The organism is Natrinema limicola JCM 13563, assembly GCF_000337475.1.
In the GTDB taxonomy this organism is placed as follows: Archaea; Halobacteriota; Halobacteria; order Halobacteriales; family Natrialbaceae; genus Natrinema; species Natrinema limicola.
Genome location: NZ_AOIT01000049.1, coordinates 17,583 through 42,203, shown reverse-complemented (window position 1 = coordinate 42,203; position 24,621 = coordinate 17,583). Strand labels below are relative to the sequence as shown.

The 24,621-nt window shown below is 63.3% G+C and carries 21 protein-coding genes; 10 read left to right on the top strand and 11 right to left on the bottom strand.

All coding sequences use genetic code 11. From position 1 onward, the window contains the following. Window positions 1-90: 90 nt before the first annotated feature. Both C476_RS12090 and C476_RS12085 read right to left on the bottom strand, forming a co-directional pair. Window positions 91-942, bottom strand: a complete 852-nt coding sequence (locus C476_RS12090; RefSeq protein WP_008013321.1) for a DUF4382 domain-containing protein — start codon at window positions 940-942, stop codon at window positions 91-93. A gap of 95 nt (window positions 943-1,037) precedes the next feature. Further along, window positions 1,038-1,712, bottom strand: a complete 675-nt coding sequence (locus tag C476_RS12085; RefSeq protein WP_008013319.1) for a stage II sporulation protein M — start codon at window positions 1,710-1,712, stop codon at window positions 1,038-1,040. A gap of 94 nt (window positions 1,713-1,806) precedes the next feature. Between C476_RS12085 and C476_RS12080 the strand changes: the two genes are divergently transcribed. The 3 genes from C476_RS12080 (at window position 1,807) to C476_RS12070 (ending at window position 6,312) form a co-directional block, all read left to right on the top strand. After that, complete coding sequence (locus C476_RS12080) at window positions 1,807-3,105, top strand: amidohydrolase (protein WP_008013317.1); 1,299 nt, start codon at window positions 1,807-1,809, stop codon at window positions 3,103-3,105. Window positions 3,106-3,298: 193 nt separating this feature from the next. Continuing rightward, window positions 3,299-4,753, top strand: coding sequence for a hypothetical protein (locus C476_RS12075; protein WP_049911801.1), 1,455 nt, complete (start codon window positions 3,299-3,301; stop codon window positions 4,751-4,753). A 269-nt stretch (window positions 4,754-5,022) separates the two neighbouring features. Next, on the top strand, window positions 5,023-6,312 hold the full coding sequence (locus tag C476_RS12070) for an adenosylhomocysteinase (RefSeq protein ID WP_008013314.1): 1,290 nt from the start codon (window positions 5,023-5,025) through the stop codon (window positions 6,310-6,312). A 23-nt stretch (window positions 6,313-6,335) separates the two neighbouring features. On the opposite strand, the gene C476_RS12065 is transcribed toward C476_RS12070, so the two are convergent. Next, window positions 6,336-7,157, bottom strand: coding sequence for a PAS domain-containing protein (locus C476_RS12065; RefSeq protein ID WP_008013312.1), 822 nt, complete (start codon window positions 7,155-7,157; stop codon window positions 6,336-6,338). Between the two features lie 115 nt (window positions 7,158-7,272). Further along, window positions 7,273-7,530, bottom strand: a complete 258-nt coding sequence (locus C476_RS12060) for a HalOD1 output domain-containing protein (protein ID WP_008013311.1) — start codon at window positions 7,528-7,530, stop codon at window positions 7,273-7,275. A gap of 272 nt (window positions 7,531-7,802) precedes the next feature. On the opposite strand from C476_RS12060, the gene C476_RS12055 reads away from it, so the two are divergent. The 3 genes from C476_RS12055 (at window position 7,803) to hjc (ending at window position 14,261) form a co-directional block, all read left to right on the top strand. Continuing rightward, complete coding sequence (locus tag C476_RS12055; RefSeq protein ID WP_008013309.1) at window positions 7,803-12,701, top strand: PAS domain S-box protein; 4,899 nt, start codon at window positions 7,803-7,805, stop codon at window positions 12,699-12,701. 79 nt (window positions 12,702-12,780) lie between these two features. Beyond that, window positions 12,781-13,590, top strand: coding sequence for a CPBP family intramembrane glutamic endopeptidase (locus C476_RS12050; RefSeq protein WP_008013307.1), 810 nt, complete (start codon window positions 12,781-12,783; stop codon window positions 13,588-13,590). A 143-nt stretch (window positions 13,591-13,733) separates the two neighbouring features. Continuing rightward, window positions 13,734-14,261: a Holliday junction resolvase Hjc gene (gene hjc / locus C476_RS12045; protein ID WP_008013304.1), complete on the top strand. Its 528-nt coding sequence runs from the start codon at window positions 13,734-13,736 to the stop codon at window positions 14,259-14,261. A 27-nt stretch (window positions 14,262-14,288) separates the two neighbouring features. Here hjc and C476_RS12040 read toward each other — a convergent pair whose 3' ends face one another. Further along, window positions 14,289-14,909 (bottom strand): SWIM zinc finger family protein, encoded by a 621-nt coding sequence (locus C476_RS12040; RefSeq protein ID WP_083857058.1) that lies wholly within the window; start codon window positions 14,907-14,909, stop codon window positions 14,289-14,291. A 197-nt stretch (window positions 14,910-15,106) separates the two neighbouring features. Here C476_RS12040 and C476_RS12035 point away from each other — a divergent pair, with 197 nt between their 5' ends. Beyond that, complete coding sequence (locus C476_RS12035; RefSeq protein ID WP_049911825.1) at window positions 15,107-15,343, top strand: DUF7472 family protein; 237 nt, start codon at window positions 15,107-15,109, stop codon at window positions 15,341-15,343. Between the two features lie 172 nt (window positions 15,344-15,515). Here the strand turns inward: C476_RS12035 and priL are convergent, their stop codons facing one another. Continuing rightward, the gene (gene priL, locus C476_RS12030) at window positions 15,516-16,595 is read right to left on the bottom strand and encodes a DNA primase regulatory subunit PriL (RefSeq protein WP_008013299.1); all 1,080 of its coding nucleotides are present in this window, start codon (window positions 16,593-16,595) and stop codon (window positions 15,516-15,518) included. A gap of 137 nt (window positions 16,596-16,732) precedes the next feature. Here priL and C476_RS12025 point away from each other — a divergent pair, with 137 nt between their 5' ends. Then, a complete protein-coding gene (locus C476_RS12025; protein ID WP_008013297.1) occupies window positions 16,733-17,602 on the top strand; it encodes an alpha/beta fold hydrolase in 870 nt (289 codons plus the stop codon). Window positions 17,603-17,752: 150 nt separating this feature from the next. On the opposite strand, the gene C476_RS12020 is transcribed toward C476_RS12025, so the two are convergent. Together C476_RS12020 and C476_RS12015 are read right to left on the bottom strand one after the other, a co-directional pair. After that, entirely contained in the window at window positions 17,753-18,058 is a 306-nt protein-coding gene (locus C476_RS12020) for a HalOD1 output domain-containing protein (protein ID WP_008013295.1), read from the bottom strand. Window positions 18,059-18,155: 97 nt separating this feature from the next. Further along, the gene (locus tag C476_RS12015) at window positions 18,156-18,899 is read right to left on the bottom strand and encodes a DNA polymerase sliding clamp (RefSeq protein ID WP_008013294.1); all 744 of its coding nucleotides are present in this window, start codon (window positions 18,897-18,899) and stop codon (window positions 18,156-18,158) included. Window positions 18,900-19,137: 238 nt separating this feature from the next. On the opposite strand from C476_RS12015, the gene C476_RS12010 reads away from it, so the two are divergent. Further along, on the top strand, window positions 19,138-20,109 hold the full coding sequence (locus C476_RS12010) for an asparaginase (RefSeq protein ID WP_008013293.1): 972 nt from the start codon (window positions 19,138-19,140) through the stop codon (window positions 20,107-20,109). Between the two features lie 21 nt (window positions 20,110-20,130). On the opposite strand, the gene C476_RS12005 is transcribed toward C476_RS12010, so the two are convergent. Next, window positions 20,131-21,030, bottom strand: coding sequence for a polysaccharide deacetylase family protein (locus tag C476_RS12005; protein ID WP_008013292.1), 900 nt, complete (start codon window positions 21,028-21,030; stop codon window positions 20,131-20,133). Between the two features lie 213 nt (window positions 21,031-21,243). Between C476_RS12005 and C476_RS12000 the strand changes: the two genes are divergently transcribed. Then, window positions 21,244-22,020 (top strand): 23S rRNA (uridine(2552)-2'-O)-methyltransferase, encoded by a 777-nt coding sequence (locus tag C476_RS12000; RefSeq protein WP_008013291.1) that lies wholly within the window; start codon window positions 21,244-21,246, stop codon window positions 22,018-22,020. Here the strand turns inward: C476_RS12000 and C476_RS11995 are convergent, their stop codons facing one another. Further along, window positions 22,021-22,197, bottom strand: coding sequence for a hypothetical protein (locus tag C476_RS11995; protein WP_008013290.1), 177 nt, complete (start codon window positions 22,195-22,197; stop codon window positions 22,021-22,023). Between the two features lie 61 nt (window positions 22,198-22,258). Beyond that, window positions 22,259-24,589: a twin-arginine translocase subunit TatC gene (locus C476_RS11990; RefSeq protein WP_008013289.1), complete on the bottom strand. Its 2,331-nt coding sequence runs from the start codon at window positions 24,587-24,589 to the stop codon at window positions 22,259-22,261. Between the last annotated feature and the right edge of the window lie 32 nt (window positions 24,590-24,621).

Sequence of the window (24,621 nt, the reverse complement as noted above, 5' to 3'; positions counted from 1 at the left end):
TCGGAAAATAGCGTTCGAGTCGGGCGGCGAGCGACGTGCCACCACTGTTAGTGTCGACGGCTCACACCGCTATGATGGCTGTCGATTGCGTTAGCTTTGCTGCGGTGTATCCGTGGACTGCTGTCCGTCGTTGTCTGCCTGCGTTGCTTCGGCTTCGTCTCCACTCTCGTCGTCTTGCTGCTCACTGTTCGCCGATTTGTCAGGCTGCTGTTCGTCGACGTCGTGGATCTCGACGTCGTCGCCCGTTCCGCTCTCGCTGATTACCGGCTTGAGGATATATTTCCCGCTCTTGCCGGCTTTGTGGGGTGCGATGTCGTAGACGAAGTCGACCGACTCGTTGTTGCCGATGGTAAACGTCGTGTTCAGTTGGAGTTTTTCGCTCGGTAGTTTCACGCGCGTTTCGGTCCCGTCGGTCAGGACGCCCTCGGTGTCGCTGACGTAGATGAAGACCGTCTCGTACTCGCCGGCGGGCAGCTCGAACTCGTCGATCATGGACGCGTTTGCGCCTTTCAGCCCGGTGAGATCGACCGTCGTTTCGTTGACCTCGCGCTCGATCCACTGCTCGTCGGCCGCGCTGTCATCACTGTCGTTCTCGGCCGTCTCGTTGGTTGGCGTTTCGGTCGTCGATTCGTTGCCGGCACTGTCCGAGTTGGTCTCCGTTACGTTGCCGTCGGTGACGTTGCCGTCGGTCTCGTTCGTCGCATCGTCGGTCACGTTGCCGGTCTTCTTGAACCCGACTTTCGTGATCGTCACGTTGAGGTGCTCGAAGTCGTCGATCGCGTTCGGCTCGTCGCTGACGTAGAACGCGGCCGTTCCCGTCCCGCTCGAGTCCGTCATCGAGCCATCGTCGTTCGTTCCTGGATCGCCGCCCATCCCACCGGCACAGCCGGCGATGGCGACGAGGGCTGCCACCAATACGAGTTGGATTGCGCGTCTGTTCATACCCGAGCACAGTCACTTCCTCGAGAAAAAGGGGGACGACGATTCGATCCGTTCACAACCGTTCAACAGCTTATAAATTGGATAAACGGACCCAATTACGTGGACGACCCCATCGACTCGAGCCGGTCGGCAAACAGCGCCTCGAGCAGCGCGGGCGTGACGAACGCCTCGACGACGGCGGCGACGACCAGCAGGAGCCAGCCCGCGAGGACGAGCAGGCCGGTTCGGTAGAGATAGCGTTTCGTGACGATCGCATCGCGCGTGCCGCGAAGCCGCTGGCCGACCCGGTAGAGCAGTCGGAAGCCGACGCCAGCGGCGATAAAGAGCGCTGGGAGCTCGAAGATGCCATGGGGCAACAGGCCCACGAGGATGTAGCCGACGCCGACACTCCCAGCGATAAAGGCACCGACGTTCCCGACGATGATCCCGTTGAACACCATCGCCCAGGCCGTCAGGAGCCCGAGTGTCAGGATGCCGAGGATCGACAGCAGGTACGCCCGGCTGTTGTTGACGAGCAAGAACTGTGCCAGTTCGAGCCGGCTCCGATCGCTGATGTCGGGGAACAGCGGCTCGCCGACCACCTCTTGGATGATCTCGAGCAAGTTGTAGCCGGCGACCATGAGCGCGACGCCGGCGACGATCCCGACCGCGAACAGGCCGGCGGCGAAGCCGACGTATCGGCTGTGTTCGTCCCACGCGTCGGCGAGCGCGGCACGCGGTGGATAGCTGCCGCTGGACCGGTCGCGCTCGCGCTGGGTCCGATTGTCCATAGTTTCATGTTATCAAACTGATCCATAAACCCCGCGGCTCGTCCCGTCGCGGTCCATCGACAGGCTAAGGCCGTCCGAGGAGAATCTCGAGTCAATGACGACACTTGCGATCACCGACGGGCAGGTCCTTCGGCCCGATCTGACGGTGACGGCCGCAGACGTACTGGTCGATCAGGATACTGGTGCAATCCTCGAGCTCGGCTCCGACCTCGGGCCCGATGCCGACGAGACGCTCGACGCCGCCGGTTCGCTCGTGACGCCGGGGTTCGTCAACGGCCACTGCCACGTCGCGATGACGCTCCTGCGGGGGTACGCTGACGACAAGCCGCTCGACGCGTGGCTCCAGGAGGATATCTGGCCTGCCGAGGGCGAGCTGACCCCAGAGGACGTCCGCGTCGGGACCGAACTGGGGCTGCTCGAGCTGATCAAGTCCGGCACCACTGCCTTCGCGGACATGTACTTCCACGTCCCCGAGATCGCCGCTGCGGTCGAGGAAGCCGGACTCCGAGCCCGCCTAGGTCACGGGATCGTCACCATCGGCAAGGACGGCGATGTCGCCCGCGAGGACGCCCGGACGAGCCTCGAGATCGCCCGTGAGTACGACGGCGCGGCAGCCGGCCGGATCTCGACGGCGTTTATGCCCCACTCGCTGACGACCGTCGGGGACGAGTACCTCGAGGAGTTCGTCCCTGAAGCGCGCGAGGCGGGAGTCCCGATTCATTACCACGCCAACGAGACCACCGAGGAGGTCGCGCCGATCGTCGACGAGCACGGCCAGCGGCCGCTCGCGTACGCCGCCGAGCGAGGAATGCTCGAGCCCGAGGACTTCATCGCCCACGGCGTCCACGTCGACGACCGCGAGATCGAGTTGCTCGCGGAGGCCGACACCGGCGTGATCCACTGTCCGGCCTCGAACATGAAACTGGCAAGCGGGATGGCTCCCGTCCAGCGTATGCGCGAGGCCGGCGTCACCGTCGGCCTCGGCACCGACGGCGCAGCCTCGAACAACGACCTCTCGATGCTCGATGAGGCCCGCGACGCGGCCATGCTCGGCAAACTCGCGGCCGACGACGCCAGCGCGGTCCCCGCCGAGGCAGTCGTTGAGATGCTCACGCAGGGCAGCGCCGACGCGATTGGCCTCGAGTCGACCAGACTCGAGGAAGGCGCACCGGCCGATTTCGCCGTGATCGACCTCGAGCAACCCCACCTCACCCCGCCACACGATCTCGTCAGTCACCTCGCCTACGCGGCCGCGGCGTCGGACGTCCGTCACACCGTCTGTGACGGGCAGGTGCTCATGCGCGACCGCGAGGTGTTGACGCTCGATGAACGGGCGGTTCGCGAGCGTGCGCTCGAGGCGGCCGAGGCGCTGGCCGCTCGCGCCGACGGATAATGCCGGTTCCGTTCAGCCACCTGAACGAAAACTGAACGCCCAGATTTTGTTATAAACGTTTAAACGGTCTCTCGTACTGTTTCGTTCGAGTCGAAAACACCGAGAACTGCCGGGTGGGTTTATTCACGGATACCTGAATGTCTTGAGTGAGATGAAACGAAACCGATTATTCGTGGTGGCGTTGGCTGCCGCGATGATCCTGTCTGTGGCCGCCCCGCTGGGAACAGTGTCGGCGGCGGCAGCCAGTAATGATGCAACGTCCGACGAGATTGACGAACTGAACGTATCCGTCGAGGACACCCTCGTAACGGTGACGTCGAACGAGAGTTCAGTCGAGAACGCGACTGTCTCCGTGACGACACTCGACGAGAACGTCTCCTACGAGGGCACAGACGGGAACGACACGACTGACGCCGACGGCACGGTCGATCTCCCCGCACCAAATACGACGGTCGACGTGGAGATCAAGGCGGAGTACGGGAACGCCACGGAGACGACGACGGCAACGCTCGAACCCGATGGGTTAGAAACGCTGGACGTGTCCGTTGACGACACCGTCGTGACTGTCACGTCGAACGAGAGCGCAGTCGCGAACGCGACTGTCAACGTGACGCCGGTCGACGAGAACGCGACCTACGAGAGTGCGGGCGAGTATCAGACCGATACCAACGGCACGGTCGTCCTTCCCGAACCCACGGAAACGGTCGACGTGACGGTCGCTGCGTCGTACGAGAACGTCTCCGGTGAGCTGCTCACCGCTGAGACGGAGACGACGCTCTACTCCGGCCTCGTTGTCGCCGTCGAGCAGGACAACGATGACGTCACCGTGACGGTCACGGACAACGAGAGCGCGGTCGCAAACGCGACGGTCAACGTCTCGACTGTCGACGAGAACGTGTCCTACACTGACGAGGGCACGTACACGACGGACGAGAACGGCACGGTGAGCCTGTCCGCGCCGTTCGAGAACGATAGCGTCGAGGTCGCCATCACCGCGACGACCGACAGCAAATCCGCCGAGACGACGGCGACGCTCGAGCCTGCCGAGTACGAGAACTTCGGCTCCCTGGTCTCTTCCTTCGTCGAGGAAGAGAAGGAGAACGAATCCGATACGCCGCTCGGACTGCGAGTTGCCGGCTTCGTCGTCGAAAACAACCCAGGTAACGCGCCGGCCCACGCCGGACCGCCGAGCCACGCTGGCCCGCCGGATGACGATGATGATGACGAAGACGACGATGACGACAAACGAGGGCCACCGGAACACGCTGGCCCGCCGACTGATGACGACCTCGAGGACGACGACAGCGAGGACGTCGAGGAAGACGATGACGACGAACGAGGGCCACCAGAACACGCTGGCCCGCCGACTGATCGCGACGACGCAGACGACGCAGACGACGAAGACGAAAGCGACGACGCAGATGACGCAGACGAGAGCGACGATGCAGACGAGGAAGACGAGAGCGACGACGCAGACGATGAAGACGAGAGCGACGATGCAGACGAGGAAGACGAAAGCGACGATGCAGACGAGGAAGACGAAAGCGACGATGCAGACGAGGAAGACGAAAGCGACGACGAGGACGCCGAAAACGATGGCGGAAATAACGGAAACGGCGGCCCACCCAGCCACGCCGGTCCGAACTAATACCGCTCTCGACCTGCGCTCGAGGGGCTGACGCTGACACGCGGTCCGTTAGCCATCGCCGGTATTGAACCACGATCGCGGCGCTCGCCACCTGACCGTGGCCGCCTCGATCGATCAGGCACGTAGTAATCGCGGCTCACCCACCGTTTTCGCCGTTCATTTCGACTCCGCTAGAGATACGTCTCTCCTGTCACGTTCGAACCGCCGTCAGAAATCGGTCGCCGGAGCGGTTCGGTAGCGTTTTTGCCCCGCTCCCACTCAATCGACCCATGACCAACACCGAGTATCCCCCGATCAGCGAGCAACTGGACGATCTCGAGTCCGCTCGTACGGAGGGACGCCGGAAGATGGACTGGGCAGCCCAGCATATGCCGATCTTAGAACACGTCCGCGAGGAGTTCGTCGCCGACCAACCCTTCGAGGGCGAGCGCATCGCGATGGCGATGCACGTCGAGGCGAAGACGGCGATTCTCGTCGAAACGCTCGCGGAGGGTGGCGCGGAGGTCGCCGTCACCGGCTGTAACCCGCTTTCGACTCACGACGATGTCTCGGCGGCACTGGATACCCACGAGAACATCACCAGCTACGCTAAACGCGGCGTCGACGATGACGAATACTACGCCGCCATCGAGGCCGTCATCGCCCACGAGCCGACGATTACCGTCGACGACGGGATGGACCTCGTTGCGGCGATCCACGAGGACTACCCCGAATTGATCGACGGCATCATCGGCGGGGCAGAGGAGACCACGACCGGCGTCCACCGCCTGCGCGCGATGGACGACGACGGTGCGCTTGACTACCCCGTCTTCGCGGTCAACGACACACCCATGAAGCGGCTGTTCGACAACGTTCACGGCACCGGCGAGTCCTCGCTGGCCTCCATCGCCATGACCACGAATCTCTCGTGGGCCGGCAAGAACGTCGTCGTTGCCGGCTACGGCTACTGTGGCAAGGGCGTCGCGAAGAAGGCATCGGGCCAGAACGCCAACGTCATCGTCACCGAAGTCGAGCCCCGCCGCGCGCTCGAGGCCCACATGGAAGGCTACGACGTGATGCCGATGGACGAGGCTGCCGAAATCGGTGACGTCTTCCTGACGACGACTGGCAACCGCGACGTCATCGTCGAGGAGCACTTCGAGAAGATGCAAGACGGCGTCTTACTCGCCAACGCCGGCCACTTCGACATCGAAATCGACCTCGAGGCGCTCGACGACCTCGCCGTGGATCGCTACGAGGCCCGCGACGGCGTCGAGGCCTACGAACTCGCAGACGGCCGCCGGCTGAACGTCATCGCCGAGGGTCGACTCGTCAACCTCGCTGCGCCGGTCTCGCTTGGCCACCCCGTCGAGGTCATGGACCAGTCGTTCGGGATTCAGGCCGTCTGTGTCCGTGAACTGATCGAGAACGGTGATGCCTACGACGCTGGCGTCCACGACGTGCCCGACGACCTCGACAAAGAGATCGCCGAGATCAAACTCGCAGCCGAAGGCGTTGACTTCGACTCGCTGACGGACACCCAGCGCGACTATATGGGCAGCTGGGATCACGGAACATAGGGTCGGACGGCGCGATCTGGCCGTCAGTCGCTGTGTTCAGTACCGTCTGCGTCAGCCTCGCTGACGACGAACACCAGACTGCCATCCTCGAGGCCGCCGAGCCGAACCCGGACCGGGAACGTCACACCCGTCCGTCGCTGGCCGGTGCAGGTGCCGGTCCATCGCCATCCCTCCGCGACGGTCGGCAACGCTACCGATTCGAGGTGGGAAACGGCGTCGTCGGTAAACAGTTCTTGCCACGGGGTGCCGACGAGCTCGTCACCGTCGGCACCGAATTGCATCCGAAGAGAGCGGCTCGCAAACTGGATTCCGCCGGTAGGGTCGACGAGCGCGACCGCGTCGCCAGTGAGTTCGACGCTCGCAAGCGACCGCTTCGAGAGGGATGCCAGTCGGTGACGCTCGAGGAGGTCGGTGATACAGGTAACGAGTCGCTCGCGTGGTTCGTCGCGGCCGACCACGGCGGTCCACTCGTACGTGCGGACCGCGCGCATGAGGGTGGGCGTTACCTCATCAGCGAGGACGACGACCGGGAGCGCCGGCGTGTCGGTTTTGACTGTCTCGAGCCAGCCGACGTGCTCGCTCGACCTGTCGGTGGCGGCCACGTCATTGCTGGTCACGTCGCTGTCGTCGTCCGTCACAGTTGACGGGACGAGGAGACAGTCGATCTCGTCGACGCTGGCCCGTGCGGCCGCGAGCGTGGCGGCCGCCTCGATGACCACTGGTTCGTCGTCGAACGCGCGTTCGATGTGGTCGCGGTCGCGTTCCTGATCGACGACGAGGAGGGTTCGCTGTGTCGGCTGCTCTCGAACGGATGGCTCGATCCCTGCTGCTGGTGGGACGAGCATTCAGAGCACCTCCGGTCTCGGATCGCTCGACGTGTCCGGCAAGACGGGAGCCGAGCTGTTTCCAGCGGTCGTCTCTTGTCGGATTCGACCACGTTCGGTCGACTCGACTCGCGGCTTATCGGCTGTCATGGACGGTTCCATCGACCAGGATGGTGCCGTCGCCTCGAATCTCGACGTGTGCGTCGCCGTACTCGAACGTGACGCGGATGTCGTCGCTCGAGTCGGGTTGGAACAGTCGATCGAGTGCCTCGGGATCGACGGTATTGTACAGTGGGTCGAGTTCGCTCGGGGCGGTGTCTGTCGCGTCTGCGAGGGCTTCGACGACGCGCAGGCTGATCGAATCGTTGTGATAATCGAGTGTGGCTCCGGACATCTTGGCTTGACTAATACGATCCGTCGGTATCGGCTTGCCCGTTATACACGTAATTTCGCTGCCGTCCCAACACTACGTGTATAGCGTCTCGAAGATCGACGTCGTTCCCCCGCTGTTCGCTCCATATCACGGCCCGAACGTGTGGTAGCCGTCCAAAACCCACCGACACTGTGGCCTCAACGGTTTGTACTCGAGCAGCACTGCAATGATGATATTGAAATGGGTATGAAATAAACCGCGCATATCATTGTCAGTCATTCCATAGGCGTACCATGGACTGGACTGCGGTTCAGAGCGGACTGCTCGCGGACGACACGAGACGGTCGCGTGCAGTTTTGCTCGGCGTGATCGGTGTTGCAGTCTGGATCGTCGCTGGCCGCTTGGTCTCCGGATTTCACGGCGTTGGCACGCAGACGGGACCCGGACTGCTCGTCGTGGGTCTTGCCGCACGGAGCGGCTCCGATCGGACGAACGACCTCGAGCGACTCACCGACGCGCTTCGGCAGTTCACCTCGCGACTCGAGGACGAGTCTTCACTGTCCGAGTCCGAACAGTCCGTACAACCGCCGGCCGTCGACGGCCCGATCGACGTTACGATCGATCGAGACGACGAACTCGGACAGCTCTCCGAGACTGTCACCGACCTGACGGCCGCGGTGTGTGACCGCGAACGGCGACGCGCCGAGAGCGAACAGTATCGCCAGGAACTGTACCGGATCACGTCCGATCCGAGCACGGATGACGAGACGAAGATCCGTCGCCTGCTCGAGTTGGGCTGTAAGCGGCTCGGTCTCGAGACTGGATTCGTCTCCCGGATCGACGAATCGGCCGACCGATACGAGATCGAGACGGCCGTCGGACACGCTGCCGACCTCGAGGGGACGGTGCTTGATCTCTCGGCAGTCTCCTGTCACGACCTGTTCGAGTCGGACGTGGTTCAGGGGGCAAATGACGCCAGTGCGGTCGAGTGGAACGATCATCCGATTGCCGACGAACTCGATGTCAACTGCCGTCTCGGTGGTCGGATCTCCGTCGAGGGCGACCACTGCGGAACGATTTGTTTTCTGGATCGTGAGCCCCGAGAGCGACCGTTTACGCCCGCCGAAACGTCGTTCGTGGAACTGATCGCTCGCTGGGTGAGCCAGACGTTCGAACGCCGCACTTACGTCGAGCGGATTCGGGAACGGGAGCGCCGTCTCGAGCGGGCACAGGCGTTTACCGACGATATGCTGGACGCGGTCGACGATGTCGTCTATCTCCTCGATGAGGACGGCACAGTATGCCAGTGGAACGAGAGTCTCTGCGAGACGACGGGGTATACCGACGCCGAGGTCGAGTCGATGCAGGCGCTGGAGTTCTTCGACGAGGCAGCCCACGATCGGATTACGAATTCGATCGCCGAGGTTCTCGACACTGGGTCGACACGTATCGACGCCTCGATCGTGACCAGCGATGGTGCGTCCATTCCCTACGAGTTCGTTGCGTCGACCCTCGAGAACCCGGCGGGCGAGCAGGTCATCGTCGGCGTCGGTCGCGACGTCAGCGAACGCTTGGAGAAACAGCGGCGACTCGAGCGATACGAGCAGTTTACCACCGACGTTATCGATGCATTAGACGACGTGTTTTACGTTCTTGACGAGGACGGGGAACTCAAGCGCTGGAACGAGACGCTGGTCGAGGTATCGGGGTATTCGGACGCCGAAATCGACGACATGCACGCCCTCGAGTTCTTCGACGAGGACGATCGGGACGTGATCCGCGGTTCGATCACCGAAGCCTTCGAGACGGGCGAGACGCACATCGAAGCGGCACTGCAGACGAAAGCGGGCGAGCGGATTCCCTACGAGTTCGTCGCGTCGGTGCTTGACGATCCCGACGGCAACCCCGTCGAGGTCGGTATCGGTCGGGATATCTCCGAGCGCAAGGCAAAAGAGCGCCGGCTTCGCAAACGCGAAGCCCACCTCGAGCGGACGACGCATCTGTTAGAGCAGTCCCAGCGGCTGGCGAACGTGGGTGCGTGGGAACTCGATGTGACCGACGATTCCGCCGACGTTCGATGGACTGACGAGGTCTACAGTATCTTTGGGCTCTCAGCCGATCAGGGACTCGATCTCGATCGGGTATTCGAACACATCGCGCCTGAAGATCGATCGCGGCTCAGCGAGGTGATCGACCGCGCGATCGAGGACGGTGAGGCGTACGATATCGAAAACCAGATCATCACAGCGGATGGTGACCGGCGCTGGATCCGCAGTATCGGTGCGCCCGTCCGAGATGACGGTGAGATCGTCGCGCTCCGCGGCGCGGCACAGGATATCACTGCACGCAAGGAGCGTGAACGCGAACTCGAGCGCGCCGAGACGATCATTCAGGCGCTCGATGAGGTGGTGTATACGATCGACGCGGACGGGAACTTCCAGTTCGTCAACGACGCGCTGTCACAGATCATCGGCTACGACCCAGACGCGTTGATCGGCGAACACGTCTCGACGGTGATGGCTGCCGAGGACATCGAGACGGCACAGGATCGGATTCGGGAACTGCTCAGCAAAAACGAACCGTCACAGACGTTCGAGATGGTCCTCGAGACCGTCGACGGCGAGCTGATCGACGTCGAAAACCACATGGCGCTGTTGCCGATGGACGACGGCGAGTTCACCGGGACCGCCGGCGTCATCCGTGACATCACCGAGCGCAAGGAACGCGAGCGTCGCCTGGAAACGACGAGCGCCCGACTCGAGGCACTGTTCGAGAACTCCCCCGACATGATCAACGTGCTCGATACCGAGGGGACGATCGTCGACGCCAATCGCCGGCTTGCGGACGCGCTCGGCTACACCACCGACGAGCTGCTCGGCACGAAGATCTGGGAATACGATATGCTCGTCGACAAAGCCGAGGCCCTCTCCATGCTCGAGGAGCTGTCGGTCGGCGACCGCCGAAAGTTCGAAGGTCAGTACTGCTGTCACGACGACTCGCTGTTTCCCGTCGAGGTCCACCTCATTTGTCTCGACATCGAAAACCAAAACCGGTATTTGGCGATCAGTCGCGACATCACCGAACGCAAGGAGCGCGAGCGGGACTTCCGCGAGACGAAACGCCGCCTCGAACTCACACTCGAGGGGACGAACACGGCCGTCTGGGAGTGGGATCTGAACACCGACGAGGTCATCTGGAACGAGACCTACGAGCGGCTACTCGGACTTGAACCAGGGGCGTTTGGGGGGACGTTCGACACCTTCAAACAGCGTGTCCATCCGGATGACGTGGCTCGCGTCGAAGACGAAGTCACCCAGGCGATCGAGAACGACGACCTGTTCCAGACGGAGTTTCGACTCCAACACGAGGACGGAAGCTGGATCTGGGTCGGGGCCCGTGGGCGGGTCGTCGACGACGACGCGGGGCCGCGAATGGTCGGAATCAACAACGATATTACCCGCCGCAAGGAGCACGAACTCGCCCTCGAGTCACTGCACGGCGCTGCCCGCGACTTACTCGGCACTGACAGCGACGACGAGGTCGCAGAACTGGTCGTCGAGACGGCCGATGACATCCTCGAGGCCGCAGGCGTCGCAGTGTATCACCTCGATTCTGACGTGAACCGGTTCGAGCCGATCGCTTATACCGACGAGTTCGCACGCCTCTGTGACGGCACGGCGTCGGTCGCCGTCGGCGACACCGATGCTGCCCTCTGGAACGCCTACGTCACGGGGACGGGGATGGTCGTCGACGACCCCGCGTCGTTCGACCAGTCACGAATCTTCGGTCCGGGCGTCGAGAGCGGCGTCATCGTCCCGATCGGCGATCACGGCGTCTTCGCGGTCGCGTCCGACGGCGAATCGATCGACGTCGACGCCCGGCGGCTGATCGAGACGCTGGTCGCGACGACCGAAGCCGCCTTCGACCGCCTCGAGAGCGAAGCCAGTCTCCGCGAGCGCGAGACGGAACTCGAGGAACGAAACCGTCGGCTCAACCGCCAAATCTCGATTACCGAACTCATCAGACGGATCGACCAGTCGTTGATCGGTGCTGACAGCCGCACGGACATCGAACAGACCGTCACCGAGCGGCTCGTCGAGGCCAACGACATCGCCTTCGCGTGGATCGGCAACCTCGACGCCAGTGGCACGCGACTCGAGCCCCGCGCCTGGGCCGGATCGGGCCAAGAATACCTGGACGACGCCCCGCTTGCAGACGACGCGTCGGCCGAGCCAGCCGCCCAGACCGCTCGCAACGAGACGCCGACGGTCGTCTCGAACGTCGTCGAGGGACTCCAGAGCGAAGCCTGGCGACGCCCGGCGCTGGATCGGGGCTTCCAGTCGGTCATCAGCGTCCCGCTCTCGCACGCGGAGTACTCCTACGGTGTCCTCACGCTGTATGCGGACGAACCGGACGCGTTCGGTGAGCTCGAGCAGACCGTCGTGACGGAACTCGGTGACGGGATCGCAAACGCGATCAACGCCGTCGAAACGCGCGAGGCGCTACACGCCGAACGCGTACTCGAGCTGACGCTTCGGCTCGAGGGAGCGGACGATCTCCTCTCTCGGATCGCAGCGAAGACCGATGCGACCGTCGACTATGCGGGGCTTGGGACCCACTCGGGCGACGAGACGCTGCTGTTTTTCGAGACCAGTGGCGTCTCGCCCGAGGCGGTACACGCGGCGCTCGATGACCTCGTCTCGGTGACCGACGCCCGGCTCATCAGTCGGACGGAAACCGACTGCCGATTCGAGGCGACCGTCGCTGGCGAGGTCATCGCCTCGCGGCTGGTCCGCCACGGCGGCAGTCCGCGCTCGATGCACGCCGACGCGGCGGGGACCGAGCTCACCGTCGATGTCCCCACTGGAACTGACGTCCGTGAGTTCGTCGAGATGCTCCGCGAGGCGTATCCGACCATCGAGTTGCAGGCCCGCCACCACGTCGAGCGATCGATGCGAACGCGCAGCGAACACGTCACGTCGCTGCTCGACGCGCTGACCGACCGCCAGCTCGAGGTGCTTCGGACGGCGTATTTCGCCGGCTTTTTCGAGTGGCCCCGCGAGAGCACCGGCGAGGAAATCGCCGCGTTGCTCGGGGTGACACAGCCGACGGTCAACCGCCACCTGCGAATCGGCCAGCAGCGGCTGCTGACACAGCTGTTCGAGGAGGGTAGTCCGGCTCTCGCGGACTGATCGCTCACGACACCGGCTCACCGGACAGGCCGTTTCGGAGAGAGGAACGCCCAAGGCCCCAGTCGCCCTAGCCCCTACTATGGAAACGCCATCACGCTATCGCGACGGTCCGGTCCGGACGACGCTCGTCGCGATCGGTCTGGCAGCGTTCGGGATTCTCGCGAGCCAGTTTACGACCCTCCCCGCGATCGCGCTCGAGCCGGCGCTGGCGACGTCTCCGACGGACGCCTCCCTTGTGAGCCGAACGGCATTGTTGATCCTGAACTTCCTCGGCTTCGTGCTTGCCGGTGCGCTCTATCTTGCCGCGACCGGCCGTGGATGGTCGTACGTCGACCTCCGGTGGCCGACGAAACGCGGCTGGCTCTACGTCCTTGCCGGCGTCCTCGGGAGCTTCGTGTTTTACATCCTCGTCAGTTTGGTCGTACAGGTACTCTCTCTACCGTCTGCGGACAATCAGGTCGCGACCTACATCGGGAACGACCAGACGATGGTCCTGATCATGATCGGCATCGTCTTCTTCTTCAACGCGCCTGCGGAGGAGTTCCTCTTTCGAAATATCGTTCAGAAACGGCTCTATGCGGCATTCGGTCGGCTCACCGCGGTCGTCGTCGCCAGCGCGATCTTCGCGCTGATCCACATCATGTCGTATGCGGTCCTCTCCGACTCGCTGCTTGCGACTCTGGTTCCCGTCGTGGTCGTCTTCGGCGGCTCGATCATCTTCGGCCTCCTGTATGCGAAAACCGACAACCTCGTCGTGCCGATCGGCGCTCACGCCGCGTTCAACGCCATCCAGTTCGGCTTGCTGTATCTTGCCCTCGAGTACGACCTCGAGACTGCCGACCCGTCGACGTCACTGCTGGTCGACTTCGCGGCGACGGTCCCGCTGTAACCGGCCCGTCTGGCCGCCTGCCGTCCGGTCTTTTATTATTGCTCGCGGGAGAGACGGGCTGCTGTAACGAGTTATCGGTGCAACTGCAGGACGGTCGCAGTTGCACCGTCACTGACTTACAGGAGTCCGTCTGAAAAGGCTATATGTCCCATGCGAAGGGCGACCGCCGCGAACGCGAACTCGTCAACGCGCTCGACGAGGCCGGCTTTGCGGTGATGCGTGCGCCCGCCAGCGGCGCTGCGACCGACCGCGAACTCCCCGACGTACTCGCCGGTGACGGCGAGTCCTTCTACGCCATCGAGGCGAAATCGAGCGCGGGCGACCCGATCTACCTCACCGGTGAAGAGGTCGAAGCGCTCATCTACTTCGCCCAGAACTTCGGCGCGAAACCCCGGATCGGCGTCCGCTTCGACCGCGAAGACTGGTATTTCTTCCACCCCGGCGACCTCTACGTGACCGACGGCGGCAACTACCGAGTCAAAAAGGAAACGGCACTTGCGGAGGGAACTGACTTTCCCGAGTTCACTGGCCAATCGGAGAAGGTCACACTGGCGGAAGCCGCCGCCGATGGCAGCGTCGATGACGGCCCGGACGAGGAAATCCTCCGTGTGCTCAATGCCGTCGAACAGGGTGTGATGGACGCCGAGGAAGCTGCGGAACTGCTCGAGTAACGCCGTTAGCGGTTCTGCGGCCGGTTATTAGGCTTTCTTGAGGCGCGTTCGCGGGAAGACGTAGACTTTCAGCGACGCGGGAACGACGCCGTTCGATGCGACGGTGGCGTGTGGATAGACCGCGCCCACCACGGGCACGTCAGGATCGTAGCCGTCGTTCGTCGCGTACTCAGCGACGGTACAGTCTGCGGCCTCGATTTCGACGGCGTCGGCCCGCAATTCCGAGACGTCGACGACCGTGAGTCGGTCGCCGGTCTCCCGGTCGACGACGGTGTCGCCCGGAGAGATCGTATGGTCGTCGCAATAAAACGGCGCGGTCGCGTCCTCGTCGACGAAGACCGGCCCGCCACAATCGTGACAGCCGACCGCGATCTCGCCCGGCGGTGGTGTTCGGCCGGCCGTGATCTCGAGTGCGACCCGGCGAATGTGCTTGCATCGGGTCTTGCGGAAGACGTGATCCGGGCAGGTACACCGGCCTGCCTCGAGATCGACGAGGTAGGTATGGTCGCTTGCGGACTCGACCTCGTAGAGGCCGTCGCCGAGTGGCAACACCGACATCGGCTCGGTGTGGGCCCGGCGCGATCGCTCCGGGAGGTGGGCTGTGCGTGGGACTGGAAGCGGTGCTTTCGGTGACGCTGTTGTTTTCATGGATGCGTCGGAATGGAATCGCTGGTCGGCTGGCTATTCGACGTTTATAGGGAACCGAGGGACATAACCACCGTGCCTGCATGCCCATGGTCGGCGTTTATACGCGACCGACGACAAACGCGGGGAATTATCGCCCGATCGCCGTCCGAGAACCCCTTCGAAGCGCTTTTGATCGGGCCGGCGAAATCGCTCAGGCAATGGTCGAACGCGAATCGCTCATCGAGATCGTCGTCTCCGTCGGTGCCGTCGTTGCGATGCTGGCGGCCATGTTCGCTATCGGGTCGTCCTACGGCGCAGCAAACAGCACGCTCTCGTCCCAGGGTGGCCAGATGCTCGTCTGGGTGATCGTCGGGTTCATCTTGCTGATGACAGCGGTTGGGGTCGCTCTGGCCTACTTGCTGAACGATTCCAACGACGGCACCGTCAGTGCCTAAGACGTGCTCACCGGCTCGTTTCTCTTGCTCGTCTCGATGAACGCATCATCGGTCCAAAATAGGGCTCGTAGCACCAGCAACCGATGTCGTCTCATAGGTCTGCTGTCCCGATTTACCGGTGCAACCACAGGACGGTCGCGGTTGCGCCGGCACTGACTGACAGGAGTCCGTTTCAGTCGCCGCTTGCGGACTGCTCGTCTTCCCGCCAATCCTCGAGGTCGTCGTCTTCTGCCTCCTCGAGTCGCTTTTCGTAGTAGGCCATCGGATGCGGAATCCGTTCGCAGAGGTCGTCTTTGTTCACGCAGTCGCCGTAGGACTGCATCGTCGAACAGGCCGGTGCCGAGTACTCCGTCGGCGAGCTATCGCCGCGGATGTGGTCGGTCTGATAGCGTGTCATCTCTTCGCCGAACGACGAGTTGACCCGGTAGAGGTCGACAATTTCGTCGGTCGACATCCCGATACTCGTCAGGAAGGCGGTGATCGCAAAGCGGGAGTGATGGGACAGGTGTTCGCCCTTCTGGACCTGATCGAGCAACGCCTTCATACACGGCGGGAAGAGGTCGGGAACGACGGTGTCGATGTCCTGCGTGAGATCGAGCGCTGCTAAGACCTCACGAATCTCGGCGACATCGTCCTCGAGTGCGGTCGCGATCGTCTCGGGCACCTCGAAGGGCAGCCCATCCTCGATCCGGCTCCGGATCGCTTCCCGGAGCAGCGCGAGGAGTTCGTCTTCATCGATGGGCACCTCGCCGCCGTCCAGCGGTCGATTGACGAGTCGCCACTCGTCTTCCCACATGTCTTCGGCCAGCGGCAGGTAGGCCCCGACGTCGATGCGGTAGCCGTCGCCGGCCGGCGTCTCGCGGACGTCGTCCTGCAGGTCGAATTCAGTCAGGAGATCTGTGAGCTCGAGCCCCGTCGACGAGACGCTTTTGAGTTCGGTCGTGTCGGCCATATCGGCGGTAAAGCGGTCGTAGGCCGTTGCGGCCTCCCCGCGGGCGTACTTGCGGACGAGCACGCGCTCGCCGACCAGCGAGACGAGCACCCGCGCAACGGGATAGGAGAGTAACTCGATGCGGGGCTCGTGGGCTGGTTCGCCGACAGTCCCGTCCTCGAGTGCGGTAATAACGCGTTGGCGTGCGCGGTCGACGACCGCCCGGTCTTGCTCGACGACGGTCGCGAGATCGACCGCTTCCGTCGCGACGGATTCGCGAGCGGCTGCGAGAAACGGATACCGGGCGTGGAGTCGCTGCATCGGTAAAACGAAATTACTCCGGCGGGATAAGCGCGCTGATTATCGTAATTGCGTTTTATACGTGGCTCCTCGATTCGGTGACGCAAGCGCCGCGCTCGAGGATCGATTTCAAGAGTGTTCGACACGTCACTGCGAGTATGCCACAGGCGACGAGAGATGGTGTGTCGATCTACTACGAGCGCGACGAGGGTGACGGCGACGGAACCGCGCCCGTCGTCTTCGTTCAGGGGCTGGGCTTCGGGCGGTGGATGTGGCGGTGGCAACGCGAGGCCGTCGCCGATCGCTACGACGTGATCGCGCCCGATAACCGGGGGACCGGCCGCTCCGATGTCGGCTTACCGCCGCTCGTCTCGCGGCTCCCGGGGCCGCTTCGCGGACTCGTTTTGCTCAAACTGGCGGGCTATTCGATGGACGGACTCGCGGCCGACCTCGAGGCCGTCCTCGACGACGCGGGGATCTACAGCGCCCACATCGTCGGCGCGAGCATGGGCGGGATGATCGCCCAGCGCTACGCCGTCGAGTACACTCGGGCGAAGTCACTGACGCTGTGTTGTACCTCCCACGGCGGGCCCGACGCCGCGCCGGTGCCCGAGGAAACGCAGGAACACATGTTCGAGACGCCCGGCGGAGCCACCGAGCGGGGACTAATTCGCCATCGCATGCGCCCCGCGTTCACCGAACGCTTTACCAACCGGAACCCCCATCTGATGGATCAACTCATCGAGTGGCGTCTCGAGCAAGACGCCGACGACCCGGCCCGCGAAGCCCAAGGCGCGGCTGTGCAGGGCTTCGACGTCAGCGACCGCCTTGGGCGTGTCCGCGTGCCAACGCTGATCCTTCATGGAACCGACGACCAGGTCGTTCCCGTCGAGAACGCGCGTCTGCTCGAGGAGAAACTACCCAATAGTCGGCTGGAACTGATCGAGGGCGGCTCACATCTCTTCTTCATCGAGGACGACGACCTGGTCAGCGAGCACTTGATCGAGTTTCTCGACGCACAGGACTAATACTGTCGGACAGCAGTCAATACGAAGTCGGTCGCGGATTCGCGGTCGTCTCCACCGGTGACGGCCGCAGCAGCGCGACCGATCTTCACGTCGTTCTGTCCGGCCGTATAAGCCACGCGGGCGGGGATCGCTGGCGATACGGACGACCGGTCAACTGGCTGTGCTGGCGTCCTCGATCTGGATTCGGCCGTCGCTTCGGACGCCAACCGAGACTCCCTCGTAGGTGAACCACACCAGATGGACGCTGTCGCTGGTTTTTCTGTGTGCGTGTTCGACCAGGTCGTTGAGCGCGCCCGGGTCGACGGCATCGTACAGCGGCGACAGCTCGGTCGGATCCCGCTCGAGCCGTGTGGCGACCGCGGTGACGACGGCGTCGCTCGGCCGGCCATCCGCCGGATCGAACGCTGTGACGTACTCCTCTGTCGGCTCGTCCGCTGGATCGTTCGTGGAGGGCATACCACCTCGGAGGGGACGTCACAGAGTAGCCACTCCCCTGTCCATATCGATGTTTTAAGTATCAGAGCAGGCCGGCAGAACAGTCGACGACGGCCGTTTAGTCGCTCTGGATTCGCGGCGCGAGCATGTAGGTCACTTGTCCCTGTCCCTCCGCGAAGCCGAAGTAGATCTTGACGGGGAACTCCTCGCCAAGGTCGAGCGTGACCTCCGTATTGGCGGGGATCGCCTTGTTCATGTCCTTGAGGTAGTCAAGCGAGAACAGCGAGTGGGCGGGGCCGATCTGGAGATCGATCAGGTCCTCCTGAGTGAGCTCGAGGTGGACGTCGTCGGTGTCGCCCTCCGCATCGACGTAGAAGAACTCCTCGCCCTCGTTGACGCCAAGTGCGATGTGATCGGACACCATGTCGGCCGCCGTCACGGAGCGGTTGACGTCCTTGCCCTCGAGGACGACCTCCGCGGGCAGGTCGAGGTCTGGAATGTCGGGTTCCTGGCGGATCGAGTCGGGGTCGATGAGCGCGAGCGTATACTCGAGTCCGTCGATCTGGATGTGGAGTTTGCGGGTCTCCTCGTCGAGTTCGAGCTGGATGAGCTGGCCGGAGTCGGCCATGCCGGCGATGTCTTCCAGTCGCGAGAGGTCGACGCCGATCAGCCCGCCGTCTGCTTCGTAGGACTCGAACGCAGCCGAATCGAGCGAGAGGTCGACCATCCCGACGTTCGCGGGGTCGACGGCCCGGATTTCGAGGCCGTCTGCCTCGAGGTGGATCTTGCACTCGTCGACCAGCACGCTGACCGAGTCGAGCGCGCTGGTGAGCGTTTCGGCGCTCACGATGGCCTTGAACATATAGCTCGGCGTACGGACGGTTGGCATAAAAAGGCACCCTTTACGGGTGACAGCGGGATCGCGGCGTGTCTGGAGCGACCGGCTTCCAGTCCGGAACCAGTCTGTCAGTCGATACGAGTCACACCGATTGCCCACGTGCAGTGAGCGCCGATCGCGTGGCGTTCGACGGGACGATTGGTCTCTTCCGCAGCAGGCTGCGATGTTTTGAGGATGGCGCTGGTAGCTCCTCGAACGACGTATGCACGTGACCGTACTCAGCACGGGCGGCACGATCGCGAGCACCGGCGGCGACGACGGTGCATCGCCGACCAAGCGAGGGAGCGACCTCGTCAGTGCGGTCCCCGAACTGGCCGACTACGCGGACATCGACGTCGATCAGGTCGCACAGATCCCGAGCTTCGAGATGGACGCCGCGACGCTCGAGTCGATCGGCGACCGAGTTCGCGAACTCGACGGTGACGCGAGCGTCGACGCGGTCGTCATCACCCACGGCACGGACACGATCGAAGAGACGGCGTACTATCTCGACGTCACGATTCAGCCGGAGACGCCGGTTTTCCTGACCGGCGCGCAACGCCGCCCGGACGAGTACAGCCCGGACGGGCCGTCGAACCTGCTCACGGCGTTTCGAGCCGCTGACGCGTTCGACACCCACGGCCACGGTGGCGTTTTCGTGGCGTTCAACGAGACGATCCACGCCGCACGTCGCGTCACGAAGACTCACACCTCGACGCTCGAGACCTTCCGCTCCGTCGGGACGGGCCCGGTCGCCACCGTCGACCGAAACGGCGTCGCGATTCATCGGACACCGGAGAGCGAATCGACCCACGTTCCGGCCACCTCGCTCGCGGCGGCTGTCTACACGATCACAAGCGCCAGCGGCGCCACGGGCGAGTTGCTCGAGGCGGCACTCGAGCGGGGCGCGAACGGCCTCGTCGTCGAGGGGACGGGCCTCGGGAACGCGACGAAAGAACTCGGAACCGCCGTCCGCGACGCGATCGGCGAGGGAGTACCGGTCGTAATTACCTCGCGCTGTCTCGAGGGCCGAACCGCGCCCGTCTACGGCGGCGTCGGCGGCGGCGAACGGCTTCGAGAGTACGGCGCGATCTTCGCGGGCGATTTGCCGGCACAGAAGGCTCGCATCAAACTGACGCTGGCGCTTGCCGCGTTCGACGAGGAGGCGGCGATTCGACGGGTGTTCGCCGACTGATCGGCTGCCGTCCGATCACGTTCAGACGTAGTCGCCCTCGCTCTCGTAGACCGACGGGTCGTCTTCGTACTTCCGGGCGATCGTCTCCAGCGTCTGGAATTCGGCGTTCTCGTGGCTCTTGACGTACTGGATAAACTCCTCTAAGTGTGCGATCATGTGGGGGAGCCCGTGGAGGTCCGGATGGATCGTGAACGTGTAGACGCCAGCGCCGCGGCGGTTGTAGAGGAAGTCGAACTGCCGTTTGTAGTACTGTTCGTACATCATCTTCGGGTCCTTGTAGCCGGCGTGATAGAGCGGCTGTTTGATGAACAGCATCGGCGGAATGTCGTCACGGTACCAGCTGATCGGGATCTCGACCACGTCTGTCTCCTCGCCGTACTCGTAGGGCTCCATCCACGTCTCCGGGTCCTGCTCGTACTGGATCGGCGTCCAGTCGTCGCCTTTTCGCATCCAACCGGGTTCGAACGCTCGTTCCATCAGACTGCTGTCGTACAGGAAGCCGTGTTTCTCGACGAGCTCGGGCGTGTTCTCGCTGAACTCCCACCAGCTTGCGCGATGGCCGACCGGCTCCTCGCCGGTGACGTCCTCGATCAGGTCGATCGAGACCTCGAGGATCGCGTCTTCCTGCTCGCGCGAGAGGTCCGTGGGGTTCTCGTGGGAGTAGCCGTGGACGCCGAGTTCGTGGCCGGCGGCTGCGACCGCCTCGATTTCGTCGCGGAACGTCTCGATTGTGTGGCCCGGCACGTACCACGAGGTCTCTACGTCCTCGTCCTCGAACAGTTGCACGAGACGGGGAATGCCCTCGTTTCCCGCCGAGAGCCCGCGTGATAGGTCTGCTGGTGAATCCGCCCCGCCGTACGAGCCTAACCAGCCGGCGACGCAGTCCGCGTCGACACCGATCGCGACGTCGATATCACCCATGATAACACCGCTCTCGGCTTCGACCCGCCAGCTAATAGTGGTCCTCCCTGCCGGAGATATCGACCGATTCAATCCACCGATGACACTCTCTCGAGCCGAACAGTGGCTCGAGATGACTGGCTCGACACCCCGGGGCCAGACACGTCTCCTCGGACATCCGCCATACTTACCCGCGGCGACTCCCTACGCCCGTACTAACTGACGAGAGTCTCTATGGCAGGAAAAGACCACTACTACAACAAAGCGAAACAGGAAGGCTACCGCTCTCGAGCGGCCTACAAACTCAAACAACTCGACGATCTCGAGCACGTCTTCGACCGCGGCGATACGGTCGTCGACCTGGGTGCCGCACCGGGCGGCTGGCTCGAGGTCGCCGCCGAAGAGGTCGGCTCGCAGGGGAACGTGATCGGCGTCGACTTCCAGCGCATCAAGGACTTCGACGATCACGACAACGTCGAGACGCTTCGCGGGGACATGACTGAGGAGAAAACGCGTGACCGCGTCATCGACGCCGCTGGCGGCTCGGTCGACGCCGTGATTTCGGACATGGCACCCAACATGTCCGGCGAGTACTCGCTCGATCAGGCGCGCTCGCTGCATCTCGCACGACAGGCCTTCGAGACGTCCCTCGAACTGCTCGACAGCGGCGGGGACTTCGTCGTGAAGGTCTTCGAAGGGCCGGACGTCGACGACTTCCGGGCCGATGTCGAAGAGGAGTTCCAGTACGTCCGTGCAACGTCTCCCAAAGCGAGCCGCGACGAGTCCTCCGAGATCTATCTTATCGGCAAAGGCCGGCTCACCGCACCGGTGCGACCGGGCGACGAACTCGAGGTCGAAATCGTCGACGTCGGCAGTGAAGGCGACGGCATCGCGTCGGTCGAGGGCTACCGGCTGTTCGTGCCGGGGGCCGAGGTCGGCGAGACGGTCGCAGTCCGCGTCGAGGATATGAAACCGAACTTCGGGTTCGCACAGCGTCTCGAGCGCGACTAATTATTCCTGGTTCTCGAGGCGATCGTGGCGCTTGTCGATCTCGTCTAAGATATCTAGGTTCTTGCGGATCGAGGACCGAATCGCATCGCTACGGTTGACGAACTTCCCGTCGTCGCCGACGTGATCGTCTAGATCATCGAGGAGTTCCTGTGGGATTTCGACGCTGATCTTGGGCATCAGTCTGGAAACACGTTCACACGGTTCCGACTTAAGGGTAGTTGGTCGCGCCGTCGGACCGTCACTCCGCGGTCGCCATCTCGGCGTCCTCGGCATCGTGGTCGGCCGCCGACCCGCCGCCACCGCCGAACAGTCGGCCGCCGCCGGTCAGCACGTAGAGGATTGCGAGGCCAAGCAGGTACGTGAGCGCGATTGGGAAGGCAACCATCAACATCGTGAGCACGCCTTTCGGACTGGCGAAGGCGGCGAGGGCGAAGATACCGACGGTGATGGGCCGCCAGCGCTCGAGCATCGAGCGGTAGCTGACGATCCCGCCGACGTGGAACAGCGCCATCGTGACGATGATGTTCAGCAGGAAGCCGATGCCGACGGTCGTGAAGATCACGAGCCAGAAGAAGTTCTTGATCCGATAGGAGATGACCATCCCGTTGCTGATCGCATCGGAGACCAGATACGAGATGATCGACGGTGCGATCCAGAAGAACCCGAGATAGGTGCCGACGGCGAAGCCAACGATCAAAGCGCCTCCCCAGACGACGAACGTGCGGCGGTCGCCGTAGACCAGCCCGCGCTCTTTGGCAGCCGGCCAGACGAAGTACAGGACCATCGGCAACACGGCGACGGCGGCGAGTAGCGTGCTCACTTTCACCTCGAAGATGAGCACCTCGACCGGGTGCAACGCGACGACGATGTCCATCTCGTTGATGAGTTGCTGGAGGGTCATCCCGCTGGGATCGATGTCGTTGCGGACGGCGACTTCCGCGAGGACGTCTTGGGGGACCCGATCGAGGAACAGGGTGAAGACGTCCAGGAGCCCGCCCGAGTAGAGCCAGAAGAAGGTGCCACCTGCGACGAGCATGAACAGGCCAACGATGTAGAACATCTTCGAGGCGAGGCTGTTGAGGATGAAGGCAATGTCGTAGCCGTAGCCGCCGATGTCGTCTTCGGTCGTCTCGTCGTCGGTGAAGGGATCGAGCATGCCGGCAGCGGTGCTCGCGAGCAGATTTTCTTCTTCACCGGTCTCGCCGGCTGCCGTATCTCCGCTGGCGTTCCCTGTAGCCGTGCCGTCACCGCTTTCATCGGCGGTGTCGAGCGAGTCGAACCGATCGAGGATGGCCTGGGCTTTCTCCCGGTCGTCGTCGTACATCGCCTCTCGGGAATACTCGAGCGCCTGGTCTTCGCTCATATTCTGGAAGACCGGCGTCGGGATGTCGGCGATGTCCTCGGCTGCGAGCGTCTCGAAGTCGACATCCTCGTGGGTGTCGGCACGCCGAATGTCGTCTTCGCGTGGATAGACCGGTCCCTGAAGAACCCGAATCGTGTAGCCGAGCAGGACGACGAAGCCGACAGCGGCGGCGACGATCAGGCCGACTGCGACGTCACCGGCGAGACCGTGTGTGTTCGCCATCGTCTCGAGGCCGAGTGGCCCTGTCGGCCGAATTAGGTCGGGCAAGGCGGGGAAGACCGACGCGTGGAGGACGTCGAACGCGCCCTGGTTGACGGCGATGGAGACGACGGCCGCGATGGCGGCTAGGGCGCCGCCAAACTGGAGGATGCGCCGCTTGACGTGTTCGGTTCCCGTCCCCTCGGAGTTCGCCGCCCCGCGCCGGCGGATGTTGGAGACGACCTTGGCCAGTCCGAGGCTGAAGACGTAGAGAACGATCATCGGCATCGCCCACATGACCTGTGTAAAGGGGTCCGGCGGCGAGAACAGGGCGCCGAAGACGACGATCCCGACGAAGGCGTGTCGCCACTTGTCGCGGAACGTCTCGTAGGGGATGATCTCAGTGTAAGCCAGCGCGCCTATCAGCAGCGGCAGCTGGGCGGCGAGGCCGAACGACAGCGTCAGCAGCGCCATGAATTCGGTGAACTCGGTGATGCCGAAGCTGGGTTTGATCCCGGCGCTGACGGCATTGCGCGCAAGGAACTCGAAGGCGTAGGGGAAGAAGACGCTGTAGGCGTAGACGACCCCACCGACGAACAGCGACAGCGACAGGGCGACGAGTCCGGCGACGTGACCTTTTGACACCGGCACGACGCTGTGGTAGCCACGACGGCGGATCGCGTCCCGGGAGAAAAAGAGCAACGCGGGGATGGCGACGATAATACCCGTTATCATCCCGATCTTGGCCTGTAAGAGGATCACCTCGAATGGCGTCCGCGTGATGATATCGGTCGAATCGGCGACGAACTGGTCCATCTGGCCCGTCGCGGTCGCCTTGAGGAAGTCCCAGATGACCATGCGAAGCGCATAGAAAGAGCCGATAAAGCCCACGAGAAACACGATAAACACCTTCTGCAGGTGTTGCTGGGCGCTCGAGAGGAGGGTTCCGACCGTTTCCCGGCCGGTGTTGATGGCGCGGGCGGTATCCTCGTCGAGGGCAGAACTCATTGGGTTGGGGTAACTGACATCCAGTTATCAAC